Annotated in this window: 21 protein-coding genes and 1 pseudogene; 14 read left to right on the plus strand and 8 right to left on the minus strand. The window is 59.6% G+C overall.

The window, feature by feature from the left end:
* Nucleotides 1-35 precede the first annotated feature (35 nt).
* Together RXV86_RS06500 and RXV86_RS06505 are read left to right on the plus strand one after the other, a co-directional pair.
* The gene (locus RXV86_RS06500; RefSeq protein ID WP_367575555.1) at nucleotides 36-701 is read left to right on the plus strand and encodes an SDR family NAD(P)-dependent oxidoreductase; all 666 of its coding nucleotides are present in this window, start codon (nucleotides 36-38) and stop codon (nucleotides 699-701) included.
* Nucleotides 695-886, plus strand: a pseudogene (locus RXV86_RS06505) (cryptochrome/photolyase family protein); the annotation flags it as partial. The gene RXV86_RS06500 and the pseudogene RXV86_RS06505, both read left to right, overlap by 7 nt.
* 270 nt (nucleotides 887-1,156) lie before the next feature.
* Here RXV86_RS06505 and RXV86_RS06510 read toward each other — a convergent pair.
* Nucleotides 1,157-2,773, minus strand: coding sequence for a hypothetical protein (locus RXV86_RS06510; RefSeq protein ID WP_316298509.1), 1,617 nt, complete (start codon nucleotides 2,771-2,773; stop codon nucleotides 1,157-1,159).
* A gap of 874 nt (nucleotides 2,774-3,647) precedes the next feature.
* On the opposite strand from RXV86_RS06510, the gene RXV86_RS06515 reads away from it, so the two are divergent.
* Together RXV86_RS06515 and RXV86_RS06520 are read left to right on the plus strand one after the other, a co-directional pair.
* The gene (locus RXV86_RS06515; protein WP_367575556.1) at nucleotides 3,648-4,412 is read left to right on the plus strand and encodes an IS3 family transposase; all 765 of its coding nucleotides are present in this window, start codon (nucleotides 3,648-3,650) and stop codon (nucleotides 4,410-4,412) included.
* 22 nt (nucleotides 4,413-4,434) lie between these two features.
* Complete coding sequence (locus RXV86_RS06520) at nucleotides 4,435-4,611, plus strand: hypothetical protein (RefSeq protein ID WP_316298510.1); 177 nt, start codon at nucleotides 4,435-4,437, stop codon at nucleotides 4,609-4,611.
* Nucleotides 4,612-4,970: 359 nt separating this feature from the next.
* Here the strand turns inward: RXV86_RS06520 and RXV86_RS06525 are convergent, their stop codons facing one another.
* Nucleotides 4,971-5,621, minus strand: coding sequence for an aldolase (locus tag RXV86_RS06525; protein ID WP_316298511.1), 651 nt, complete (start codon nucleotides 5,619-5,621; stop codon nucleotides 4,971-4,973).
* A complete protein-coding gene (otnK, locus tag RXV86_RS06530) occupies nucleotides 5,618-6,889 on the minus strand; it encodes a 3-oxo-tetronate kinase (RefSeq protein WP_316298512.1) in 1,272 nt (423 codons plus the stop codon). The genes RXV86_RS06525 and otnK overlap by 4 nt, the downstream gene beginning before the upstream one ends.
* A gap of 137 nt (nucleotides 6,890-7,026) precedes the next feature.
* Between otnK and RXV86_RS06535 the strand changes: the two genes are divergently transcribed.
* From RXV86_RS06535 to uxuA, 4 genes are read left to right on the plus strand one after another with little or no spacing between them, the layout of a single operon-like run.
* A complete protein-coding gene (locus RXV86_RS06535) occupies nucleotides 7,027-8,196 on the plus strand; it encodes a mandelate racemase/muconate lactonizing enzyme family protein (protein ID WP_316298514.1) in 1,170 nt (389 codons plus the stop codon).
* 35 nt (nucleotides 8,197-8,231) lie between these two features.
* The gene (gene uxaC / locus RXV86_RS06540; protein ID WP_316298516.1) at nucleotides 8,232-9,638 is read left to right on the plus strand and encodes a glucuronate isomerase; all 1,407 of its coding nucleotides are present in this window, start codon (nucleotides 8,232-8,234) and stop codon (nucleotides 9,636-9,638) included.
* On the plus strand, nucleotides 9,635-11,086 hold the full coding sequence (locus RXV86_RS06545) for a mannitol dehydrogenase family protein (RefSeq protein WP_316298518.1): 1,452 nt from the start codon (nucleotides 9,635-9,637) through the stop codon (nucleotides 11,084-11,086). Before uxaC ends, RXV86_RS06545 begins: the two co-directional genes overlap by 4 nt.
* Complete coding sequence (gene uxuA / locus RXV86_RS06550) at nucleotides 11,083-12,282, plus strand: mannonate dehydratase (protein WP_316298520.1); 1,200 nt, start codon at nucleotides 11,083-11,085, stop codon at nucleotides 12,280-12,282. Before RXV86_RS06545 ends, uxuA begins: the two co-directional genes overlap by 4 nt.
* Here the strand turns inward: uxuA and RXV86_RS06555 are convergent.
* Genes RXV86_RS06555 through RXV86_RS06565 form a run of 3 tightly spaced genes read right to left on the minus strand, consistent with a single transcriptional unit; the run spans nucleotide 12,252 to nucleotide 15,292 of the window.
* Nucleotides 12,252-12,863, minus strand: a complete 612-nt coding sequence (locus RXV86_RS06555; RefSeq protein WP_316298521.1) for a 2-dehydro-3-deoxy-6-phosphogalactonate aldolase — start codon at nucleotides 12,861-12,863, stop codon at nucleotides 12,252-12,254. The genes uxuA and RXV86_RS06555 overlap by 31 nt on opposite strands.
* Nucleotides 12,856-13,767, minus strand: coding sequence for a 2-dehydro-3-deoxygalactonokinase (locus tag RXV86_RS06560; RefSeq protein ID WP_316298523.1), 912 nt, complete (start codon nucleotides 13,765-13,767; stop codon nucleotides 12,856-12,858). The genes RXV86_RS06555 and RXV86_RS06560 overlap by 8 nt, the downstream gene beginning before the upstream one ends.
* 10 nt (nucleotides 13,768-13,777) lie before the next feature.
* Nucleotides 13,778-15,292 carry an aldehyde dehydrogenase (NADP(+)) gene (locus RXV86_RS06565; protein WP_316298525.1) on the minus strand — a complete coding sequence of 505 codons (1,515 nt, stop codon included), beginning with the start codon at nucleotides 15,290-15,292 and terminating at the stop codon, nucleotides 13,778-13,780.
* A gap of 194 nt (nucleotides 15,293-15,486) precedes the next feature.
* Here RXV86_RS06565 and RXV86_RS06570 point away from each other — a divergent pair, with 194 nt between their 5' ends.
* The 6 genes from RXV86_RS06570 to RXV86_RS06595 are packed head-to-tail and all read left to right on the plus strand — an operon-like array spanning nucleotide 15,487 to nucleotide 21,610.
* Nucleotides 15,487-16,254, plus strand: a complete 768-nt coding sequence (locus RXV86_RS06570; protein ID WP_316298526.1) for a FadR/GntR family transcriptional regulator — start codon at nucleotides 15,487-15,489, stop codon at nucleotides 16,252-16,254.
* 27 nt (nucleotides 16,255-16,281) lie between these two features.
* Entirely contained in the window at nucleotides 16,282-17,289 is a 1,008-nt protein-coding gene (locus tag RXV86_RS06575; protein WP_316298527.1) for an ABC transporter substrate-binding protein, read from the plus strand.
* Nucleotides 17,290-17,317: 28 nt separating this feature from the next.
* On the plus strand, nucleotides 17,318-18,793 hold the full coding sequence (locus tag RXV86_RS06580; protein WP_316298529.1) for a sugar ABC transporter ATP-binding protein: 1,476 nt from the start codon (nucleotides 17,318-17,320) through the stop codon (nucleotides 18,791-18,793).
* Between the two features lie 2 nt (nucleotides 18,794-18,795).
* A complete protein-coding gene (locus RXV86_RS06585; protein WP_316298531.1) occupies nucleotides 18,796-19,731 on the plus strand; it encodes an ABC transporter permease in 936 nt (311 codons plus the stop codon).
* A gap of 3 nt (nucleotides 19,732-19,734) precedes the next feature.
* The gene (locus RXV86_RS06590) at nucleotides 19,735-20,682 is read left to right on the plus strand and encodes an ABC transporter permease (protein ID WP_316298533.1); all 948 of its coding nucleotides are present in this window, start codon (nucleotides 19,735-19,737) and stop codon (nucleotides 20,680-20,682) included.
* A 10-nt stretch (nucleotides 20,683-20,692) separates the two neighbouring features.
* Entirely contained in the window at nucleotides 20,693-21,610 is a 918-nt protein-coding gene (locus RXV86_RS06595; RefSeq protein WP_316298535.1) for an SMP-30/gluconolactonase/LRE family protein, read from the plus strand.
* 18 nt (nucleotides 21,611-21,628) lie between these two features.
* Here the strand turns inward: RXV86_RS06595 and RXV86_RS06600 are convergent, their stop codons facing one another.
* Both RXV86_RS06600 and RXV86_RS06605 read right to left on the minus strand, forming a co-directional pair.
* A complete protein-coding gene (locus RXV86_RS06600; RefSeq protein WP_316298537.1) occupies nucleotides 21,629-22,534 on the minus strand; it encodes a sugar kinase in 906 nt (301 codons plus the stop codon).
* Between the two features lie 23 nt (nucleotides 22,535-22,557).
* The gene (locus RXV86_RS06605) at nucleotides 22,558-23,712 is read right to left on the minus strand and encodes a fumarylacetoacetate hydrolase family protein (RefSeq protein WP_316298539.1); all 1,155 of its coding nucleotides are present in this window, start codon (nucleotides 23,710-23,712) and stop codon (nucleotides 22,558-22,560) included.
* Nucleotides 23,713-23,714: the final 2 nt, after the last annotated feature.

A 23,714-nucleotide genomic window follows, 5' to 3' on the forward strand; every position in this document is an offset into this window, starting at 1 on the left:
GAACGCTGTAGCAGGTCAAAGAAGGTAAATGCAGGATGACGCGCCGCGCACTTGTCATAGGGGCATCTGGGGGGATCGGCACGGCGCTGTGCACGGTTCTCGCAACTCGTGGCTCTGAGGTTACGCAGCTTTCGCGCTCGGTAGACGGTTTCGATGTGACGGACCCCGCGAGTGTTGAGGGGGCCATGAACGGGCTCTGCGCACCTTTCGATATGGTCTTGATTGCCAGTGGCGTTCTGGCCCCTGAGGGTACTCGACCAGAGAAGTCGCTCGCAGAGATCGATGCAGAAAACATGGCACGGGTCATGGCTGTGAATGCCATTGGCCCGGCGTTGGTTTTGCAACACACGCCTCGGCTTTTGCCGCAAGACGGACGTTGTGTGGTGGCAGTTCTAACCGCCCGCGTCGGGTCGATCGGCGATAACCAACTCGGTGGCTGGTACAGCTACCGCGCGGCCAAAGCTGCGGCTAATCAGATTGTGCGCACGACTGCCATTGAGATCGCGAGAAAGAGTAGAAAGGCTATTGTTGTGTCGTTGCATCCGGGCACTGTCGAGACGGCGTTCACCAAGGCTTATCCCGGGCATTCCAAAGTGACGCCGAATGAGGCGGCCACGAACCTTGTTGCAGTTCTTGATCAACTGACCCCAGCCCACAATGGTGGTTTTTTCGACTGGGCGGGAAAACCTGTCCCATGGTGAAATCTCGTCTTACCCTGGTGCTTGGTGACCAGTTCAGCGCTGACATTTCTTCCCTGCGAATTGCCGATAAAGAGCGGGGCGTCGTCATCATGGCCGAAGTCATGGCTGAGGCCACTTACGTACCACATCATCCCCAAAAGATCGCGTTTGTTCTGGCTGCGATGCGCAAATTTGCAATGGCACTTTGAGAAGATGGATGGGCGGTCGCCTATCTGCACAGCGCCGATCTTGATGATCCGCGCAAAATTAATGCACGAGCTTTCCTGGCCGTGAAAGACCGTTTTTCTTAGATTGGCGCGACGACAGTGCTGGTGCAGAGAATGGCCTCTCCACCCTGGGTGCTGGGAAGTCATGCATGTTTAACGCAGCACAGCTTTCACATCGCAGAAGTTTGAACAAAGCGTAACGTTTCCAGCGTGGCAATGACCAAATTGCAAAACAACACGGTCGTTACGTTAGTTCGCATTCAGAATTGGTAGCATTGAAAGGAAAACTCCAAAATCCTTTTCTAACCGCGTCGTCTTAGCGGGTGGGTTACCTCTAGCGTAATATCGCGCAAGCACGGCATGCAGTTTTTTGAATGCCGTGGCACTGGCGCGCTCGGAACGGTCTAATGTGGGATTGATGACAGCCATGTCATGATAGCGGAGCGGCGTAGGAGGGGTTCGTTGATCATTCAGCGTTTTAGCCAAAAGACTGCGGACAAAACCCGGATCGTGAGATTCGGCTTTGGCAACGGCGAAGGGTGCCAGTGATCCGAGCTTGTTGGCATAAATTGTTTTGCCGACATGCTTGCCACCGACGACCTTTTCCGTGGTGATCGGATCGTTTGAGACCAGAACACGGTACCCGGCGGGACGTGATGGATTTACAAGTCGTGGCAGGATCGACGGGTCATGTGCGGTCAGGGCCCTGACGTCGACCGGCCAGAAGGCCGTGTTGAACGCGACCGATTGCAATGATTTTTCCGTCAGCGTGGCGGCCCAAAGCTCATCTCCGGCGCGCGGAGCGCTGAAGCTGATCATTTTAGTTGCTGCCCACGGCCATGACCGGAGCCGGTTCGGCATTGATGGCCCTGCACCGTTCGGGCCGTACTGGTTGCCAAGAAGGACAGCGCTGACGAAATGCTGCGCCAGACCACCGCCGAGGCTGTGGCCTGTTACATAGATGTTTCGCGGCGCGGCGCCGCCGGTCAAACTGGCGCCACGATCAAGACAAGCAAAAACCTGCGGCAGGGTTTGGATCATCGATTTGGCAAATCCGCGATGCACCGTGCCAACCGTCGTAATAGCAGCCGCGCCCTCGTCTGGCCCGATGCGGAACCAACCCAGATCGGTTACCCAATCCGGATTGCCGCTTGCCGTTTTGGTGAAGTTCGCTTTCACAGCAGCGCGAAAGGCGGACCCGCTTCTGCTGCCGCGAAAAACGATATGCGCGTCATACTTGTTGCTACCGGGAAGAAACCGCAACAACACGAAGCCCATCAGGCTTTGCGAGGCCGGTTGCCCGGGCTCCCCCTTGTCGCCGGTGGCCCCCTCGAAGGCCAGAAGGATGTCGCGAGCGCCTTGATTGGCGGCGGCCTGTTTCGTGACCACCCGATTGACCGCGACATCGCCTTCGGGGCGCCCGGTTTTGCGGTAGCACATATAGGCATCGCGTATGCGGCCGACGATTTCCTTGGGCGGGGTGTACTCGGTCCAGCGGCCCGCCGGATTGAAGAGTGTCGAGCGCCAGGGATAAAGCTGATCATAGCGATAGATGATCGGATCGCTTCTTGGATTATCGTCAAACCCGGCAAGACGCCCGGGGCCACGATACCCGCCCAGCGGTGGGCGGGTTCGTTGCTGGCTGCGGCCCACAGCCCGGGCCCAGCCACGAACTTTGTTCATGATCTGGCCACGGTTCACGTCGCCCTGTGCAAATTCTTCGTAATATGGATCAAACGGCCAAATCAGGGTCTGGCTGTAAAGCTGATAGGCCAGGACCGACAAATCGAGGTTGTAGATCAGCGGCGAATAGGGAAATCCTCCGAGGTTCTGATTTTGCACGGTGTTTGGTGCCGGCGACCGCATTTTCACTGCGGTGCATGCGCTTAGCGCCAAGACCGCGAGTAAAAGCGAAACGTTCAAAGTTGTTCGCGGTAAATTGAATTTGGCCAAAGCCCGTATCCAAATTGCCATGGCAATTACCCTCCTTGGGCGGCCCTGCCAACCTGATTGACACCTCCGCAATTAGTCATATCGCGGCACTGTAAACGCCGGGCGTTTCCAAGCCAAGCTTTGTGACAACACGAGAGTTTTGAGGACCCAATCGGTCCCGGAAACCCCCCGATTGATTCAAGGCTTGTCCCGACCCTTAGCTGCCGTTGGCCGACGTCACCCCAGATAAATTTGGCATCCTGGAACATTGCCTGCGCCCTAGCGGATCCGATATTCTCCCCTCCTCATGTATGGGCCCCGTATCGCGTCCGCATCCTGCCCCTCACCAACCGTCCCGCTGGTCGTGTCTTCGCTCTAGCTCCGTTTGCCCGTTTCGCCCCCAGGAATGCCCCACTCTCGCGGCTCCTCAGGCTAAGTCGATGAATGGAGTTCCCCCGGTTTGATGGACACTTTTTCACTGATGAAGGAGAGTGTTTGTTATGCCGAGAACGAGGAACCCGTACCCTGCGGAATTCAGGGAGCAGATGGTTGCGCTGGTTCGCACCGGGCGCAGTGTTGAAAGTTTGGCGCGGTAGTATGAGCCCTGTGCTGCCACGATCCACGAGTGGGTCAGGCAGGCGGCTGCCGATGATGGTGATGATCCGAGCAGCCTGACCAGCGAAGAACGTGACGAACTGCGCCAGCTTCGGCGGGAGGTGAAGCAGTTGCGCCAGGAGCGCGACATTCTCTCAAAGGCCGCGGCCTGGTTTGCACAAAACGACGTGACATCGCGCAGGTCTTCAAATTCATGACCGCAAATCAGGCCGAGTATTCGATCCAGATGATGTCACGCACGCTGGGGGTGTCTCGCAGCGGGTTCTATGCCTATCACAGCCGCCCGCCGAGTGTTCGCCAGGTTGCCGATGAGGCGTTGAGCAAGCGGGTCACGGCGATCCACGAGGCTTCGAAAGAGACCTATGGTGCCCCCCGCATTCACGCCGAACTGGCCGATGAAGGTATCTTCGTTGGTCGCAAGCGTGTCGAGCGTCTGATGCTAGCTAAGGGCTTGAGGGGCGTTAGCCGCCGCAAGTTCGTGGTGACCACCGAGCGCGACCCAAGGGTGCGCCCTGCCGCCGATTTGGTGTATCGCAACTTCTATGCCCATGCGCCGAACGTGCTGTGGGTGGCCGACATCACCTTTGTGCCGACCTGGACGGGCTTTCTGTATCTGGCTGTCGTACTGGATGCCTTCAGCCGCCGTGTTGTCGGCTGGGCCATGGGCACACACCAACGAACGCAACGGGTATTGGATGCGATGAACATGGCCGTCACGCAGCGAAAGCCATCGAGTGTGATCCATCATTCGGATCAGGGGTCGCAATACACCTCTAATCCGATGGACTACGAGCCGGAACCGTCGCAGTACTGCGAGGGTTCACTTGGGCATGTTATTTTGACAACTGATAGCGGGTACTTGGCGCGAACCGCTTGTGCGTTTCAAAGCCTTGCCGGATGCATTTTTTCTGTTAACCTGCTCGTGGTATTCGTTTCTTGCTTTAGACGGTTTCTGTGAAGAACTAACAACAGGGAAAACTATGAAAAAGATACTACTTGCCGCCGCCGTGACCGGATCGTTGGTTGCTATGCCTGCCATTGCCGACACCAAGGCCGACCCGTTTGTTTCGACGCAGGGAGCGTTGAGCCCGTTGGCCGTGGCCGGGATCGCGGGTGGCATAATTATTATTGGCATTGCGGCTTCGGACGGCAGCTGAAAACAGTAACCTTACGATCTCCAAACCCAAAAACCGAGGGCGGTGCGGCCCTCGGTTTTTCTTTTTGTTCTATCGGAGGAAATCATCCGGATTTACTTTTCAAGTTGCTTCTTTTTCCGCGTTGATTGGAACCAGCGCGACCGGGTTCAAAGCAGTATTGCGAGGCAGGACCGGATGCACAAACTGTCCTCTTGAGTTGATGGAGCGGTTGTTCGCGGCGCAGGATCGGACAGTTAGGAGCATTGCCGCGCTATTGTCGCGTGATTTTGAGCGTTTGGAGTATCGGGTTTCAAGAAGAGACACGAACCTGAGACCATTTAATGCCGGTTTACAGCGCCGCCGCAAAGATCGGCACCGCTTCAGTCGTCCCATTCAACGTCAAACCGTGTCACGACATTTCGTACGTCTTCGTCACTGAGCCCCAAGGCCCGGACCCCGCGCAAGATGATCGCGAGTTTCGCGGTTTCCTCCAACTCCTCTATCGCGTTGCAGGCCGCCTCGACGTCCTTGCCCGCAACCACCGGGCCGTGATTGGCCAGCATGACGGCGCTGCGCTTACCCGCAAGCCCGCGTACAGCCTCGCCCATTGCTGGATCGCCCGGCATGAAAAACGGCAGGAGTTTCACCTTGCCCAATTTCATGATCGCATAGGGGGTTAGGTGCGGCAGAAAATCATCCGCGTCCGCGTCCGGCATCATCGACCAGGCAACCGCGTGGCACGAATGAAGATGAACAACGGCCCCGGCTGAGTGTCGCGTGTCATAAAAGGCGGAATGCAACGGCATTTCCTTTGTCGGCTGATCACCGCCAATTAGGTTGCCCTTGGCGTCAAATCGGCTGAGCCTGCCAGGGTCGAGACGGCCGAAACTTGTCCCTGTCGGTGACACCAGCAACCCGCCATCATCCGTCCGGGCGGAAATATTGCCGGTACTGCCACCGGTCAGTCCACGATCGAACATCGACTTCGCCAACAGGCAAATCTGTTCCCGCAATTCGGTTTCCGCGCTCATGTCGTCTCCAGCATGGCTTGGGCGTCCCGGAAAAACATTTCAGCCCCGAAATTCCCAGATTTAAGTGTCAGGGCGATGACATGCCCGTCCGACCGACAATAGGTCCAGGGCACACCGGGGGCAATTTCTTCACCGATATGCAATCGGTTGACGCCCAATGCCTGTGTCACCGCCCCCGATGTTTCACCACCCGCGACCACAAAGCGGCGCGCCCCGGCATCCCGCGCGGCGACAGCGCAGGCCGCCAAGGCGTGCTCGACAAGCTCGCCTGCATTTTCAGCACCTAGAATACCCTGCACTTTCTTCAACTCTGCTGGCTCTGCGGTGGCATACAGGATCGGTGCTCGGGTCAGATCTTGCTGTGCCAACCAGTTAAGGGCCGCCTGGGGCCCGTTGTTTGCCAGCTCGACCGGGTCGATCTGATATGCCGGAGCATTCGTTTCCAGATAACGGGCGACCTGCTGACGCGTCATTGCCGAACAACTTCCGGACAACACGATCGTCCCGGGGTCGGTCGAAGGTGCGAAGGCCTTCGACGCATCGGCGGCCAGAATACCCTCGGCCCGAAAAAGCTCGGGCAACGGCATCGCCACCGCGCTTCCTCCTGTTAAAAGCACCATTTCCCGGCAGGCATGCGCAATGACCTCGAGATCGGAATTGGCCACAGCGTCGACGACAACATGGGCCACCCCCTCCTCTTGCAGTTTTCGCAACTCTTTGCGGACTGTTTCGTCTCCTGCCGCCACGGCCAGCCGGTTGATCAGACCCACTTTCCCCTGCACCTGAGGGGACAGAATGCGCATCAGATTGCTGTCGCGCATGGGGGTCAGTGGATGATCTTTCATTGGGCTCTCCGCCAGGAGCTGTTGCCCGACAAAGAGATTGCCCATGAACACCGCACGGCCATTTTCGGGAAAGGCCGGACAATAGATCGTCTGTTCAGCGCCCAGATCTTTCATCAGGGCCTCGGCAACCGGGCCGATATTCCCTTTTGCGGTGCTGTCGAAGGTAGAGCAGTACTTCCAGAAAAACCGCTTGGCACCGGCCTGCTGCAACCATTTCAAAGCTGCTCGGGCATCTGAAACCGCCTCAGGCACGGGTGCTGTACGACATTTCAGTGCAATCACTTCCATCGCTGCCGCGTTGACAGGCGGTTCCTCTGGAACCCCGATCCGAAGTGACACGGGGACACCGCTGCGTGCAAGAAGGCCCGCCAAATCGGTAGCGCCAGTAAAGTCATCGGCGATACATCCAAGAACTGTCGGCATGGTTCGGATTCCCCCTGGTTTGAGCTGGCTGACCCGGAATTTCCTGCCCTAGTATCCTCAATCATCCCCATTTGGTATACCATTTTTGAGAAAACGGGCTAATATCCTAGGTAAACGAAGATCGATCAGAGGTTCCGTTGAAAATCACGCAAGTCATCAGCCATGTGCTGCAATACGATATGCCCGAGGAACTGGGCTATTCCCAGCAGTATTACACCAAACGCAGCGCCCATCTTGTCGAGGTTCGAACCGATGAAGGCATCACCGGGTGGGGCGAGTGTTTCGGGCCCGGCAATGTCGCGCTGGCCAACAAGGGCATCGTCGAGAAGGTCATTCAGCCGCTCATTCTGGGGGATGATCCGCTGGACCGTGACGTGATTTGGCACAAGGTTTACAATCTGACGCGCGACCACGGGCAAAAGGGTATGCCGCTGCAATCCCTGTCCGGTGTCGACATAGCCCTTTGGGATATCGCAGGGAAGGTCGCGGGACTACCCATACATAAACTGATCGGCGGTGCCCATCGCAGCGAAGTCGGCGTTTACGGATATGGCATGATGCTGCGGCGCGAGGACACGACCTCGCTTGCTGCGCGTTTTGAGGACGAGGCGGCCGCCATTCGCGAGATGGGTTTTGAGGCCACGAAAATGAAGGTCGGCTTTGGCCCAAAGGATGACGTGAAACTGGCCGAGGCCGTTCGACGCGGCGTCGGGCCGGACTATCCCTTCATGGTGGATGCCAATCATTGCTACACGACTTCCGATGCGTTTTACGTCGGTCACGCGCTCGAAGAGTTGGAGGCTTACTGGTTCGAGGAACCCGTGGCACCCGAAGATCTGGACGGATACCGTGAGCTTCGCCGCGGCCTGAAGTTGAACATCGCAGGCGGCGAAGCCGAGTTCAATCGCTGGGGCTGGCGGTCGATCCTCGAAAACCGTGGTCTGGACATCGCTCAACCCGAGGTCTGCGCCCTGGGCGGCATTTCCGAATACCTTCGCGTTCTGGCCCTGGCGCATGCCCATTTCACACCGGTGGCCAACCACGTCTGGGGCTCGGCCATTGCCGTTGCGACCAACCTGCAACTTTTGGCCGCTATGCCGCCCCTGCCAGGCGGAATGCATCAATGGTCACCTTGGCTCGAATTCGACACCACCGACAACAAGTTCAGGGACCAGCTGCTTGTCGACCCGTTGAACATTCAGGAGCAGGTCAAGAAGACCGGTGGCAAAGTCGCCATTCCAACCGGCCCGGGGCTTGGCGTTGAGCCGGACATGGGCTTCATCAAGGCCTATGAAGTTGATGCCTGACCGAAAAGCCACCATTTCAACCGGGATAAAACGACATGCCTTTTCTAGACGAAGATAGGCTGTTCCCTTCTGAACCGGGCCAGCGCGCGGTTGCCAGGGAACTCTATTCTACAGTGAGGGACGCACCGCTGGTCTGTCCTCACGGACACACCGAGGCACGCTGGTTTGCCGAGGACCTGCCATTTCCCGACCCGTCCGCTCTTTTTGTAATCCCGGACCACTACGTGTTCCGGATGTTGTGTTCCGCCGGAATCGCCCTGACTGACCTGGGTGTGCCGCGGGTCGATGGCGGCCCGGTCGAAGCCGATCCGCGCCGCGTCTGGCGGCTGTTTGCCCGGAATTACCACCTGTTCCGCGGCACCCCAAGCCGCCTCTGGCTGGACCATGCCTTCCAGGACGTGTTTGGCTGCGACACCCGGCTTACCGCTGACAACGCAGACTGGTACTTCGACCATATCAGTGACTGCCTGACGCGCGCGGAATTTCGCCCCCGCGCGCTGTACGACCGGTTCGGGATCGAAGCAATTTCGACAACGGACAGCCCGATCGACGACCTTCGGTGGCATCGCCAGCTCAGAGAAAGCGATTGGGCTGGCCGGATCGTACCAACCTACCGCCCCGACACTGTCATCGACCCCGAGCATGAAGGCTTCATCGAAAACATCGAAACGCTGGGGGCATTGACCGGCACGGACATCTCATCCTGGCAAGCCTATCTGGATGCGCATCGCATCCGCCGGGCCGCCTTCAAGTCCCTTGGAGCGACGGCGACAGATCATGGCCATCCATCGGCCAGAACCGCCGATCTACCCACGCCGGAAGCTGCTGCGCTCTATGCAACCGTTCTGGCTGGCAAAGCAACTCCCGACGAGGCCGAATTATTCCGCGCCCAGATGTTAACGGAAATGGCCCGGATGAGCCTTGAGGACGGTTTGGTCATGCAGCTTCACGCAGGGTCGCACCGGAACCATTCATCCACGGTTATGGCGCGCCATGGCCGCGACATGGGCTTCGACATTCCCGGACGAACCAGTTTCGTCGAACACCTCAAACCCCTGCTCAATGCGGTGGGTATGAAACCGCGCATGACGCTTATCCTGTTCACACTGGACGAAACCACTTATGGCCGTGAGCTGGCCCCCTTGGCAGGGGCGTACCCTGCACTCAGGCTCGGCCCGGCCTGGTGGTTTTTTGACAGTTTCGAAGGCATGTTGCGATACCGCCGACGCGTCACGGAAACTGCCGGGTTCTACAACACCGTGGGCTTCAACGACGACACGCGGGCGTTTTGTTCGATCCCGGCACGGCATGACGTGGCGCGCCGGGTGGACAGCACCTATTTGGCCGAGATGGTCACGACCGGTCGCCTCGACATTGACGAAGCGCATGACCTGGCACACGAGCTTGCGGGCGGCCTTGCCAGAAAAGCCTACAAGTTATGAAACACGCTGCCCGGTTGAACCGAAATGCCTTACCGCCAGGTACATCCATTCCAAGGCCGGGGATCGTTCATCTGGGTTTGGGGGCTTTCTTTCGGGCACATATTGCAACCTATCTGGCCGACGCCATGGAGGCCTCCGGCGGCGATTGGGGTGTGGTCGGCATCAGCCTCCAATCCACCGCTACGCCGGACAAGCTGGCACCACAAGACAATATGTACAACGCCGTCGAAGCGGGCCCCACGGGACATCGGTTCCGGCTAATGTGTAACATCACCGAGGCCATCGCAGCACGGGGCAACCCGGCCGCGGTCCTGGAACGCATGGCCGACCCCTCGACAAAAATCGTAACCCTCACCGTCACGGAAAAAGGGTATTGCCACGAACCCGCAACCGGGCGCTTGCGGCGCGATGCCCCGGAGATCAAGCACGACCTGATACACCCTGACGCCCCCCAAACGGCCATTGGTTACCTCGTCCGCGCCCTTGATCTGCGCCGTCGCGCAGGACATCGCCCATTCACGGTGCTAAGCTGCGATAACCTGCCGGGCAACGGCCACATGACGCGGGCGCTGGTGCTGGAATTCGCGGAAGCGATGGATGAAACCCTAGCCGTCTGGATTGAAGCAGAGGCACGGTTCCCCAATTGCATGGTTGACCGAATTGTACCGGCCACGACCGAGGCCGATATCGACATGGTTGCCGCAGAAACCGGTTGGCTTGATCTAACACCGGTCATTCACGAACCGTTCCGGCAATGGGTGATAGAGGATGATTTCGTCGATGATCTGCGACCTGCGATGGAAAAAACCGGTGCACAAATGGTCAGGGATGTCACCCCGTTCGAGGATATGAAACTGCGCTGCCTGAACGGCACGCATTCGGCGCTTGCCTATCTTGGCTATCTTTCCGGATATGACACGGTCAACGACACGGTTGCTGACCCGGTTTTCGAAACTTTCTGCCTGCGGCTCTGGGATACCGAGATCATTCCAACGCTTGAGCCAGTACCAGATATGAATATGTCAGCGTATTCCCGCCAATTGCTTGAACGTTACCATAACCAATCCATACGTCACGCGACCAGTCAGATCGCGATGGACGGTTCGCAAAAGCTCCCCCAGCGGATACTGGGGACAATCCGGGACAACCTGATGCGGGATCACCCCTGCCCCGGGTTGTTCCTGGTTGTTGCAGCGTGGATGAAATACGCGTCCGGGGTCGATGAGGACGGCGCGCGGATCAACGTCAGCGATCCTTTGGCCGGGCGTACAGCCGGGCTTTGGCAGAACAACCCATCGGCCCGGACCCGTACCAACGCCTTCCTCGCAATCAGGGACGTGTTCGGCGCGCGGGCAGAGGACAGAGCGTTTCGCGTAGGGCTGGAAAGCGCCTGTTCGGAACTGGAAACATTCGGCGCCCGCGGTGCTGTGGAAAGGAGCCTCCAATGAAGGAAAGCTGGCGTTGGTATGGCAATCTCGACAGGATCACGCTGCCCGAAATCGCCCAAACCGGGGCGACTGGCATCGTCACCGCCCTGCACGACATCCCATACGGTGAAGTATGGCCGGTCGAGGCAATCCGCACCCGTCAGGGTGAAATTGCTGCGCCGAACCTCGGGCTGGGCTGGAATGTCGTGGAAAGCCTGCCTATCCACGAGGCGATCAAGACGGGCGAGGGAAATCTTGCGCCGCTTTTTGCCGATTACCGGCAATCCATGGCCAACCTGGCAGCCTGCGGCGTGCGCGCGATCTGCTACAACTTCATGCCACTGCTCGACTGGACCCGCACGGACCTGGCGGCGCGGGTCGAAACCGGCGGCACGGCATTGCGGTTTTCTCAGGTGCACATGGCAGCATTCGAAATCCACATGGTCGGGCGAGACGGCGCACAGGATGACTATTCCGCGACCGTCCAGGCGGACGCGGCGCTCTGGTTTGAAAACAGCACGCGATCGGACCGCGACATCTTGCTCTCCAGCATCATGGCCGGCCTTCCCGGCGCATTCGCGCGCTATGACATCGCTGGCCTGCGTCGGGCGCTTGACGGGTATCGTGACATTGACCGCAATGCGCTTCGGGCCAACTATGCGCGTTTCCTTGCCGAAATCATACCCGCCGCAACCGACCTCGGCATCCGCATGTGCGTGCATCCAGACGATCCCCCCCGCGACATTCTTGGTCTGCCGCGCATCGTGTCGGACGCTGACGATATTGATTGGATCATGTCACGGCAGGACAGCATCGCGAACGGGTTGACGCTCTGCGCCGGCTCGCTGGGCGCGCACCCTGAAAACGATGTGCCCGCCATCGCACGGCGGTTCGCCGAACGCATCCATTTCGCCCATCTGCGCAATGTCGCCAAAGAACCGGACGGATCCTTTGAAGAAGCGGCGCATCTGGCCGGGGATACCGACATGCCCGCCCTCATCTCCGCCCTCTTGACCGAGGAGCAGCGGCGACAAGAAGCGGGATGCGTTGACTGCGAAATCCCGTTCCGCCCGGATCACGGTCACGAACTTCTGTCTGACGTGGGACGTGGAACGCACCCGGGCTATCCGTTGATTGGCCGCATGCGCGGACTGGCCGAGTTGCGCGGGGTGATTGCCGGGTTGACCTATGCCCGGTCCGCGACCGCGGCGTCATAAGCGGCAACAAGCGCTTTCGCCGCCTTGCCGACATCACTTGCCGACTTGCCCGGCGCGTACAAGGACGAGCCGATACCGAACCCGCTGGCCCCGGCCTGTACAAGCTTTGCGAAATTTCCGGCCCCGACGCCGCCAACCATGTAGATTTCCGTTTCCGGCGGCAAAACCGCCCGGATCGCCTTCAATCCGTCTGCGCCGAGCAGAAAGGATGGAAACATCTTCAACCCGGTTGCCCCGGCCCTAAGAGCTGCAAAACACTCGGTCGGCGTCAATGCGCCGGGGAAACTCTGCATCTTCAGCCGGACGGTCTCGCGGATCACGTCGACATTCGTGTCCGGCGACACCACCAGCTTACCGCCCGCGTCGGCAACACGTCGAGCATCACGCGGCTCCAGTACTGTTCCGGCGCCGATCAGGGCGGCGCCATTCAGGCGCGCCAATCGCTCGATACTGTCAAACGGGCGTGGCGAGTTCAACGGCACCTCGATCCGATCGACCCCCGCTTGGATCAACTCGGTTGCCACGACCTCGATTTCCTCTGGCGTGATCCCCCGCAGGATCGCAATCAGCTTTCTACTCATGTCTTGCCCCTTCCAGGATGGATTTGGCCGCGCATAACCCTTTCAGGGTTGCGGTTTCGACCGGTACCTCGCGCACTGTCACCCCGGCGTGGCGCAAAGCGTCGCCATAGATACCCGCAATCGACCCGCTCCCGACAACAGTAACGTTGTCCACTGAGCCGGGCTTCAACATCCGACCCAATTCCGCCCCAACCAACAATCCAGACAAGCGCGCCCGCGCTGCGCCTGCGTCTGATTCCTCCAACAACCCCTGTGCACGGATTCCGAACAGCGCCCCGGGCAACGCGCCGGGATCGGACCACGTTTCCTCGACCGCTGCTTGGAAAGACGCGTCGTCCCAGCCGGAATGCCTAACCGAATGCCGAAGGACCGAGGCCTCGGACAACACCGCAAACTGCTCGCCCGTCATGAAGGTCTGGAAACGCACGATCAAGCCATCTTGAACCTGAACCCACTTGGAATGAGTTCCCGGCAGGCAGACCAAGCCGGAAAAGCCCGGGTGGTCAAGAAGCAGCCCGGCAATCTGGGTCTCCTCCCCGCGCATCACGTCTGGTGGTATGCGTTGGCTGACACCGGGCAGAATGCGAACATCCAGCCTTGCGTCCCTGGCCGGGGCGGGGATCGCCGACGCCGGATCGCCGGGCGCGGCCGGCACGGGCACATAGGGCGCCTCGACCCAACCCTGTCGCGCACCGACCATCCCGCAGGCCATAACCAGCGTACGGCCTTGCCCGGACAGCCACGACTCGACAAGATCGAGCAGCGCCGGCTCAAACTCATCCCGCGCCAGTTTTCCCATTCCCTTGTCGGACTGAGCCTCTGCGATCGCCTTGCGCCCCTGCATTCGCCACACGCGCAGACGTGTCGTCCCCCAATCCGCCGCTATCCAGTCACTTGCAGTCACGACAGGCCCTTTAACCAAGGTCTTCCGGCAACAACGCGTCGGGCATGTTCTGATAGCTCACCGGTCGCAGGAAACGGCGGATAGCCATTGTGCCAACCGAGGTATGGCCGAAATTCGTTGACGCAGGATAGGGTCCACCATGGACCATGGCGTCACAGACCTCCACCCCGGTAGGGAACCCGTTGGCCAGCACCCGGCCGGCCTTGCGTTCCAGAACAGGCACCAGGGATTGCCCCATCTCCGTATCCGCCGCATCCAGATGCAGGGTGCATGTCAACTGCCCCTGAAGGCTGTCGGCCACTGCGCGCATCTCACCTGCGTCGTCAACCCGGACAATCAGGCCCAGCGGCCCGAACACCTCTTCGCCGAGAACCTCGTTTGCCAACCATTCTTTGCCGGTGGTCGCAAACAGATAGGGCGTGGCATTGCGCAGATCACAGACCGAGGTCAAAACCTCCTGCACACCGGCCGTCCCTGCCACACGATCGCGCCCTGCCCGATACGCAGCGGCTATGCCGTCGGTCAGCATGGTTTGTGCGCCGATCGGCTCAAGCGCCTTGGTGGCCGCCTCGATAAAGGCATCAGCGTCGGGGCCATCAATCACAACTGAAATACCGGGATTGGTGCAAAACTGCCCTGCCCCCATGGTCAGGGACCCGGCCCATCCCGCCGCAATCTCAGCGCCACGGTTGCTCAGCGCGGCAGGCAGCAGAAACATCGGGTTGACCGAACCAAGCTCTCCGAAGAAGGGGATTGGATTGCCGCGTTGCGCACAAAGATCAAACAGGGCGCGCCCGCCGCCAAGCGACCCCGTGAACCCAACCGCGTTGATCAGCGGGTGCTGGACCAGCGCCGTGCCCACATCGCGTTTGCCGCCCTGGATGAGTGAGAACACCCCGGAGTGAATGCCACAGCTCTTGATGGCGGCATGGATCGCTGCTGCCACGATTTCACCCGTCCCGGGATGGGCACTGTGCCCCTTGACCACAACCGGGCATCCAGCCGCCAGTGCCGACGCCGTATCACCGCCAGCCGTCGAGAAGGCCAAAGGGAAATTCGATGCACCGAAAACGGCCACCGGCCCGATCGGACGTTGAACCATCTTGATATCCGGGCGTGGCGGTGGCTGGCGATCCGGCATCGCTTCGTCATGCCGTCTATCAAGGTAATCGCCCTTCAGAATATGCGAGGCGAACAGACGTAGTTGGCCCGTGGTGCGGCCCCGCTCGCCTTCCAACCGTGCCTCGGGCAGACCGGATTCCTGACACCCGATCTCCGTGATCTCGGGCCCGCGTTGCTCGATCTCATCGGCGATTGCATTCAAAAATGCGGCGCGGTCTTCACGCGACGAATAACCATAGGTCAGAAACGCCTCTTCTGCTGCCTGGCAGGCTTGATCCACCAGGTCAGAAGTGCCGACGGAAAAGTCATGTGCAGGCCCCGAAGATGGCTCGGACTTGAACGTGGTTTGGCCTGCAATCCAATTGCCGGCGACTAGGTGTTTTCCATGAGGGGTGAACGTCATGTCGTGCCTTTCCGTATGTCTCGGGAACCGCCCTGCGGCTCTTTGTCAATGTTGCTCGCAGTACAAATAGCTTGACTCGACTCATTTTGGTATACCATTTTTAGAAAATAATATTGTAGGAGTATTTGGCTTCCAGACGCTCCTGGGCTCGAGTTGAGGAGAGGCAATTGCGACCAAGACGCCAAACAGGACGGATGACGATCCACCAGCAAGTCGTGCGTGAGCTTGCTGTCCGAATCCTGTCTGGCGAAGTCAACCCTGGCGATGTTTTGTCCACCGAAGATATCGCCAGCGCCGAGTTGGACGTCAGCCGCACCGCCTATCGGGAAGCCATCAAGGTTCTGACCGCCAAGGGGCTTCTGGAATCCCGCCCCAAGGTCGGAACAAGGGTATTACAGAAGACATTTTGGAACATGTTGGATCCCGACATCATTGGCTGGAAGTCGGAGATCGGAGACCGCGCCGGCTTCATCGACGACCTTTTCGAGTTCCGCCAAATCATCGAACCCGCCGCCGCCCGGCTTGCAGCGCGCAAGGCCACGCCGCAGGACATCGAACAGATTCAGGCCGCCTTTACCCGCATGAGCGAAACCGACGCGGAAAGTCCGGAAAATTTCGAGGCTGATTTCGAATTCCATAACGCCATCCTGCAGGCTTCGAACAACGAACTTCTTTGCTCGCTGGGGCACGTGGTCGAAGCGTTGTTGCTGACCAGCTTCGAACTGTCGGCCCTGCGCCCCGGCGCACGGGAAGATTCGCTACCGCTGCACGAAACCGTCCTTACCCACATCCGTCTTGGTGCCGAAAACGCGGCACGGGACGCGATGGCTACCCTTTTGACCAGCGCACGCGATGACCTCGACGAGGTTTTCAAACCCGACGCTGAAGCCACCACTGAAATCAGACATGCCGTTCCGGAGGCCAGGTCAACCCGGAACGGCAAATACCACTCACGAAACTGACCGAATTCAACACCATAGGAGGAGACCATGTTGAATAAATTTTTGATGGGCGCAGCTGTCGTGGCCACATCGCTGACCGCGGGGGCGACCTTTGCCGACACATCTGGCAAGCGCATAGCATTGTCCAACAATTACGCGGGCAACTCCTGGCGCCAAGCCATGCTGGGCAGCTGGGAAAAGGTGACATCCAAGGCCGTGGCGGATGGCGTTGTGGCCGAGGCCCCGGCCTTTACCACCGCTGAAAACCAGGTGACCGAGCAGGCAGCGCAGATCCAGAACATGATCCTGGAAGGCTATGACGCCATCGTCATCAACGCCGCGTCGCCCGACGCCCTGAACGGTGCAGTGAAACAAGCCTGTGACGCCGGTATCGTCGTGGTGTCCTTCGACGGCATCGTGACCGAGCCCTGCGCCTATCGCATCGCGGTGGACTTCAAGGCCATGGGCAAAGTTGAGGTCGACTACCTCGCCACGCGCCTCGATGGCGGCAACCTGCTTGAAATCCGCGGCCTTGCCGGGGTGTTCGTCGATGACGAAATCAGCGCCGGTATCCACGCCGGTGTCGCCGAGCATTCACAGTTCAAGATCGTCGGTTCGGTCCATGGCGACTGGGCCCAGGACGTGGCGCAGAAGGCCGTTGCAGGCATCCTGCCCTCGCTTCCGGAAATCGCCGGTGTCGTGACCCAGGGTGGTGACGGTTATGGCGCGGCTCAGGCGTTTGCCGCCGCGGGCCGCCCAACCCCGTTGATCGTCATGGGCAACCGCTATGACGAAATGCTGTGGTGGAAAGAGCAAAAAGACGCCAACGGCTATGAAACCATGTCAGTGTCAATCGCCCCGGGTGTCGGTACACTGGCCTTCTGGGTCGCCCAGATGATCCTTGACGGCAAAGAGATTCCGCAAGACCTGACCGTGCCGTTCCTGACCATCACTCAGGACACGCTGGAAGAAAGCCTTGCAGGTACCCAGCCGGGCGGCGTCGCGAATGTCGAGTACTCGCTCGAAGACGCCATGGCCGTAGTCGCAGGCGACTAAGCCAGGACACAAGGCAAGGGCAAGACACATGACCGTAGCTGCAAATAACATCGTCACCCTGGAAAACGTCGCCAAGCATTTCGGTGCGGTGCGGGCTCTCGATGGTGTCGACCTGACTGTGGATACGGGAGAGTGCCTTGGCCTTGTCGGCCATAACGGTGCCGGCAAGTCGACCCTGATGAACGTGCTTGCCGGCACGCTCACGCCCGACCGGGGTGTGATGGGCATCCACGGCAAGGACCTGTCCGGACAGTACAGCGTGAAGGTCGCCGGTGAAAACGGCATCCGCTGCGTATTCCAGGAACTGTCGCTGTGCCCGAATCTGACGGTCGCCGAAAACGCCCGTATCTTTCATCCGTCGCTGACTGGGTTCGGATGGAAACGCCGCGCGGGTCGGATGATCCTCGCAAAACTAGACGAAATTTTCCCCGGTCACGGAATTCAACCCGACGACGTGGTCGGTGACCTGTCCATTGGCAAGCGCCAGATGGTCGAGATCGCACGCGCGTTCACCACCACCGACGCACCCTTGCACCTCGTCATTCTTGACGAACCGACGTCCTCTCTGGATGCGGTGACTGCGGGACAATTGCTCGACTTCGTGCGCAAGGTCGTGGGTCAGGATATGAGTTGTATCCTGATTTCCCACGTGCTGGGCGAAGTCCTGGACTACTCTGACCGCATTGTCGTGATGAAAGACGGGTTGGTCGTGGCAGCCAGGCCTGGTAAGGATTTCACCCGCGACAGCCTGGTTGCAGCCATGGGCAACGTCGTTGAAATGGATGAAATCCAGGAACATGACGCGTTCGAGATCAAGCGCGGGCGCACCCCGATTGTCATAGAAGCCAAGGCCGATGGCGGGCGTGACAGCGCGCCGTTCGTCGCCCACCGAGGCGAGATCATCGGACTGGCCGGGCTTGCAAGCCACGGCCAGACGCGGATGCTTCTGAGAATCTACGACGCCGCGATGAAGAGGAGCCGGTCGACGAAAGTCGAAGGGCCAGTGGCCCTGGTGGCCGGGGACCGACAGACCGACGGGGTGTTTCACCTCTGGTCGATTGCCCAGAACATCGGCATTCGCAGCCTGCCCGGAATGGTCAAACGTGGCTTGATCGACCCGCTGGCCGAGGCGGCCATGGGCCGGGAATGGCAAGAGCGGATCAAGATCAAGACACCAGACATGAACGACAACATCCTGTCGCTGTCAGGCGGCAACCAACAAAAGGCCCTGTTTGCCCGGGCACTGGCCTCGGATGCCGAGATCATCTTGATGGATGACCCGATGCGCGGCGTCGATATCGGCACCAAGCTGGAGGTCTATGATCTGATCCGGGAAGAGGCCGAAAAGGGTCGCACTTTCCTGTGGTACACCACCGAGACGGATGAACTCTACAACTGCGACCACACCTATGTGTTCCGTGACGGTGTGATCGTGGCAGATCTGCCACGAGACGAGCTGTCCGAAGAAAAAATCCTGCATTCCTCGTTCAAGGAGAGCGCCTGACTATGCTGGCCCAACTCACCTCTCCCAAGTTCCTGCGTGCCGCGCTTCCCGCGGCTAGTTTTACAATCCTGCTTGCGGCGATCTTCTATGTTCAGCCGCGGGCGATGAGCTACTTCGGCATGAACCTGATGCTGCAATACACGGTGCCGATTGCGCTTGCGACCATTGCCCAGATGTTCATCATCACGGTGAACGACCTCGACCTGTCGATCGGGGCCTTCGTCGGGCTGACCGCCTGTATCGGGGCAACCCTGCTGGCAGACACGCCTGTTCTGGGTGTGCTCGCCCTGACCGCCTGTGTGGCGGCCTATGCGGGGCTCGGCGCATTGATCCATTGGCGCAACCTGCCCTCCATCGTGGTGACGCTAGGCATGTCGTTTGTCTGGTTGGGCATCGCCGTGCTGATCCTGCCGACGCCGGGCGGCACCGCGCCGGGTTGGGTCAAGGCGATCATGGGGTTGAAAATCCCTTACGTTCCCTTTCCCATCGTCGCCGCCATCGCTGTCGGCCTTGTCGTACATGTCGCGCTGATGCGGTCAAGCTATGGTGCGGTGCTGCGAGGTGCCGGTGGCAACCCCAAGGCCATAGGCCGTGCAGGGTGGTCCCTTTTGAAAACCAAGATGGTCATGTTTGGCGCGGCAGGGTTCTTCGGTGTCTTGTCTGGCCTTTCGCTCATCGGCCTCACCTCGGCGGCGGATGCCCATATCGCAGACCGCTACACGCTATACGCCATTGCCGGTGTCATCCTTGGCGGCGGTGAATTCGTCGGTGGCCGGGTGTCGCCGATCGGCGCGGTTATCGGCGCGCTGACGCTGGCTCTGACCGGCTCGTTCCTGACATTTCTGCGTATCTCGCCCGACTGGCAGATCGGAGCGCAGGGCGGAATTCTGATCCTCGTTCTGGCACTGCGTGCGCTGATCAACCGGCGGGAGGGCTGAGCCATGACCCTGGTCAAAACACTCTCGCAAAAGGCGTGGATCTGGTCCTTCCTCGGCATGTTCCTCGTCTGGCTGGCAACCGCCGTCTACACTGGCGGCAAAGGCAGTGCTGATGTCATCACCGCCGCCTTGTCCTTTGCAACATTCACCGTGATCGTCGGCATCGGCCAGATGTTCGTCATCACCACCGGCCCTGGCAATGTCGACCTGTCTATCCCGTCGACGATCTCGCTTTCAGGCGCCGTGGCGATGAAGATCATGGACGGTTCCAACGCCATGCTTGCCATCGGCCTTCTGGTCTCCTTGGGCTGCGGCCTTGTGGTGGGCATGTTCAACTACATGCTGATCCGGGTGCTGCGCATCCCACCAATCATCGCCACGCTAAGCTCAAGCTTCCTGATCCTGTCCTCGGCCATTGCCTATGGCCGCGGTCTCAAAATCAAACCGCCACCGCTTCTGGCCGAATTTACCACCGCGCAGGTGCTTGGCGTGCCTGTGCTGGCGATTGTGATCATCTTGTTCGCCATTGTGATGAGCGTCGTTCTCAACCGCACCCTTTACGGCCGTTCGGTCCTCGCCATCGGTCAGAGCATGCGCGCCGCCTGGCTTGCCGGTATCAATGTCGAGCGCATCCGCTTCATGACCTATGTGCTCAGCGCCCTGCTCGCCGCGCTCTGCGGGTTCCTGTTGTCGGGCTTCTCTGGCGGCGCGTCCCTGAACATGGGGCAGGAGTATCTGCTTGCTTCCATCGCAGTTGTTGTCATCGGCGGCACCTCGGTCGCTGGCGGCAAGGCTAACGTACCGGGCATCTGGGGCGCAGCAATGTTCATGTTCCTGCTGGTCACGATGCTGAACACCTTTGGCGCCAGCGCCGGCATCCGCCTGATCCTGACCGGTCTGATCATTGTCGCGGTCATCACCATTGCCGGCGGCGACGAACCCCAAAGATAGGAGACGACACATGGCCATGGTCGGAGACAGCTACGAGTATTACGACAAGCGGTTCTATGACCTGACCGTGCCCATCGCCGATGTCGAAGAACTCTACGGCGGATGCCGCTGGGCCGAAGGGCCGGTCTGGTTCAACGAACACTCTACGCTGGTCTGGAGCGACATTCCCAATCAAAGGCTGCTGCGCTGGACCGAAGGCGTAGGCGTCTCGGTGTTCCGCGATCGCTCGAATTTTGCCAATGGCAACACCCGCGACCGGCAGGGTCGCCTGGTCAGCTGTGAACACGGTGGCCGCCGGGTTTCTCGAACCGAACCCGATGGTTCGATCACCGTGATCGCCGACAGCTACGACGGCAAGCGCCTGAATTCCCCGAACGATGTCGTGGTGAAGTCGGATGGCACTGTTTGGTTCACCGATCCGAATTACGGGATCATGTCGGACTACGAAGGTTACAAGTCGGACATGGAACAGGAGGGCTGCTACGTTTTCTGCGCCAATCCCGATACCGGTGAGTTGAAAATCGTCGCTAACGACTTCGTCAAGCCAAATGGGTTATGTTTCAACGCCGATGAAAGCCGCCTCTACATCGCCGATAGCGGGCGCAGCCACGATCCCGACGGGCCGCACCATATCCGCGTGTTCGACGTCAATGCCGACGGTACGCTCTCAAATGGCCGGGTATTCTGCGACGTCGATCCCGGCGTGCCGGATGGGTTCCGCCTCGATATTCACGAAAACGTCTGGACCTCCTGCCAGGACGGCGTGATCTGTTTCGAAAAATCGGGAACGGCGCTTGGCAAGATCAGGATTCCGACCATGGTGTCAAACCTCACCTTCGGCGGCCCGCGCCGCAACCGTTTGTTCATCACCGCAACCCATGCGGTCTATGCGGTCTACGTGGCAACCACCGGCATTCAGATGCCTTGATCGGCCCCCAAGCGCAGATCAAACCGTGACAAGCGCCCCCGGTGCGCGGACGACCTTGGCGGCCACTTCCGCACCGCGCGCCACAGCCTCCCGCACATCTGCGCCTTGAAGGTAGGCAGATAGGAAGCCGGCGTTGAAACTGTCGCCGGCCGCTGTGCTGTCGAGCACATCTCGCACCGGGTCAGGCGCAAAGCTGAAGTCTTCGCCGTCATGTCGTGACACCAGAATCTTGCCAGCGCCGTTCTTGATCACGACAAGCTTGGCCCCGGCCTCACGGTACCGTCGAGCCACCGCGCCCAGTGTCGTATCGGCGAAAGCATCCTGTTCATCGTCGAAAGACGGAAGGACGACATCGGCCTGGGCTGCGCCCTGCATAATACCCGCGCGCATGGCGTCCGGGCCATTCCATAACTGCGTCCGCATATTGCTGTCGAACACAGTCAGCGCACCTCGCGCCCGCGCACGTGCTAGGGCCGCGCTGAGCCGTTCGCGGGCAGGATCGTCAAGAATGGCCATGGTGATCCCCGAATAGAACAGAACATCGGCACCCGAAAATGCCCGGTCCAACCAGTCTGATTCGTCCGCCAGCATGCGGGCGGCGGACTGGCCACGCCAGTAGGAAAAACTGCGCTCGCCGTTCTCCAACTGGATCATATAAAGGCCTGCAGTCCGGTCCCGCAATTGGCGTACGTGATCGGTATCTATCCCGGCCTCCCGCATAAAGGCGAGCATCCGTTCGGATACGGCATCGGTTCCCACGCAACTGGCATAACCGATCCTCCAGTTTTGCCCAAGCAGCTGCTTTACGTACCATGCGGTGTTGAACGTGTCCCCGGCAAACCCCATGCGAAACTTGTCATCGCCCGCAGGCGACAGTTCAACCATGCATTCACCAATGCATAACAGTCTTGCCGGTGTCTTCATCCGTTCCTCCTGACGGGTTGATCTCAGATCAAACCGCGCTGCGCAAGATTGCGCATGGTTGCGGCGATTCCAATCGTCCATTCCGGGCATTCGGTGGACAACCGGACGGTATTGCGGAGCAATCCCAGATTGGGCTCGGAGATTTCAACGACATCGCCGGTTTTGTGCGTGAACCCCTGCCCTTCGTCATCGCGATCCTGAATCGGCGCGAACAGCGTGCCGAGGAATAGCATGAATCCATCCGGGTATTGATGATGACGGCCAATGGTCTGTTTAACGATGCTTTCAGGATCGCGGCTGATCTGGGTCATAGAAGACGATCCATCCAGAACAAAGCCGTCTTCACCTTCAACCTTCAGGGTCAGTTCCGCCCGGCACACCTCTTCCATACCATAACCGTCATCGAAAACCCGGATGAACGGCCCGATGGAACAAGAGGCATTGTTGTCTTTGGCCTTGCCCAACAGCAAGGCCGAACGCCCTTCGACATCACGCAGATTGACATCGTTGCCCAGGGTCGCACCACGGATTTCACCGCGGCTGTTGACCGCCAACACGATTTCGGGCTCGGGGTTGTTCCAACTTGAGATCGGGTGCAATCCGACCGAAGCCCCCCACCCGACCGAAGACGTCGGCTGCGCCTTGGTAAAGACCTCCGCATCCGGCCCGATGCCGACCTCCAGGTATTGCGACCAAAGGCCCTCGTCGATCAGAACCTGTTTCACCTGCATCGCCTTTTTCGACCCCGGCACGATCCCTCTTAGCGACTCGCCGATGATGCCGGCAACCTTGACGCGGATTTCCTGGGCCAGATCGGCATTGCCCGCCGCCTGCTCCTCGATTACCCGTTCCACCATCGACTCGGCAAAGGTAACGCCGCTGGCCTTGATGACCTGGAGGTCGGCCGGCGACAGGAAGTGAACGCTGTCCCACGAAGCTTTCTCTGTCGAATTCTTGGATATTTCCGCGAGCGATCCGAGGTCATCGCCGCTTGCCGTCTGCACGTACCCCACAACATCTTCCATCTCCATCAGATCGCGCATGGTGGGCGCATGGCGGCTGGTAAGATCAACCACCCGGTCACCTCGGATCGCCACAACTGATGCGCCACTTGCGTCAGGGCGCCAGACGCGCCCGACCAGCGTGGCGTCCGGCAGTGAGTTTTTCATCGGCAGCATCG

Source organism: Aliisedimentitalea sp. MJ-SS2 (genome assembly GCF_032586155.1).
Taxonomy (GTDB): Bacteria; Pseudomonadota; Alphaproteobacteria; order Rhodobacterales; family Rhodobacteraceae; genus JAWHTC01.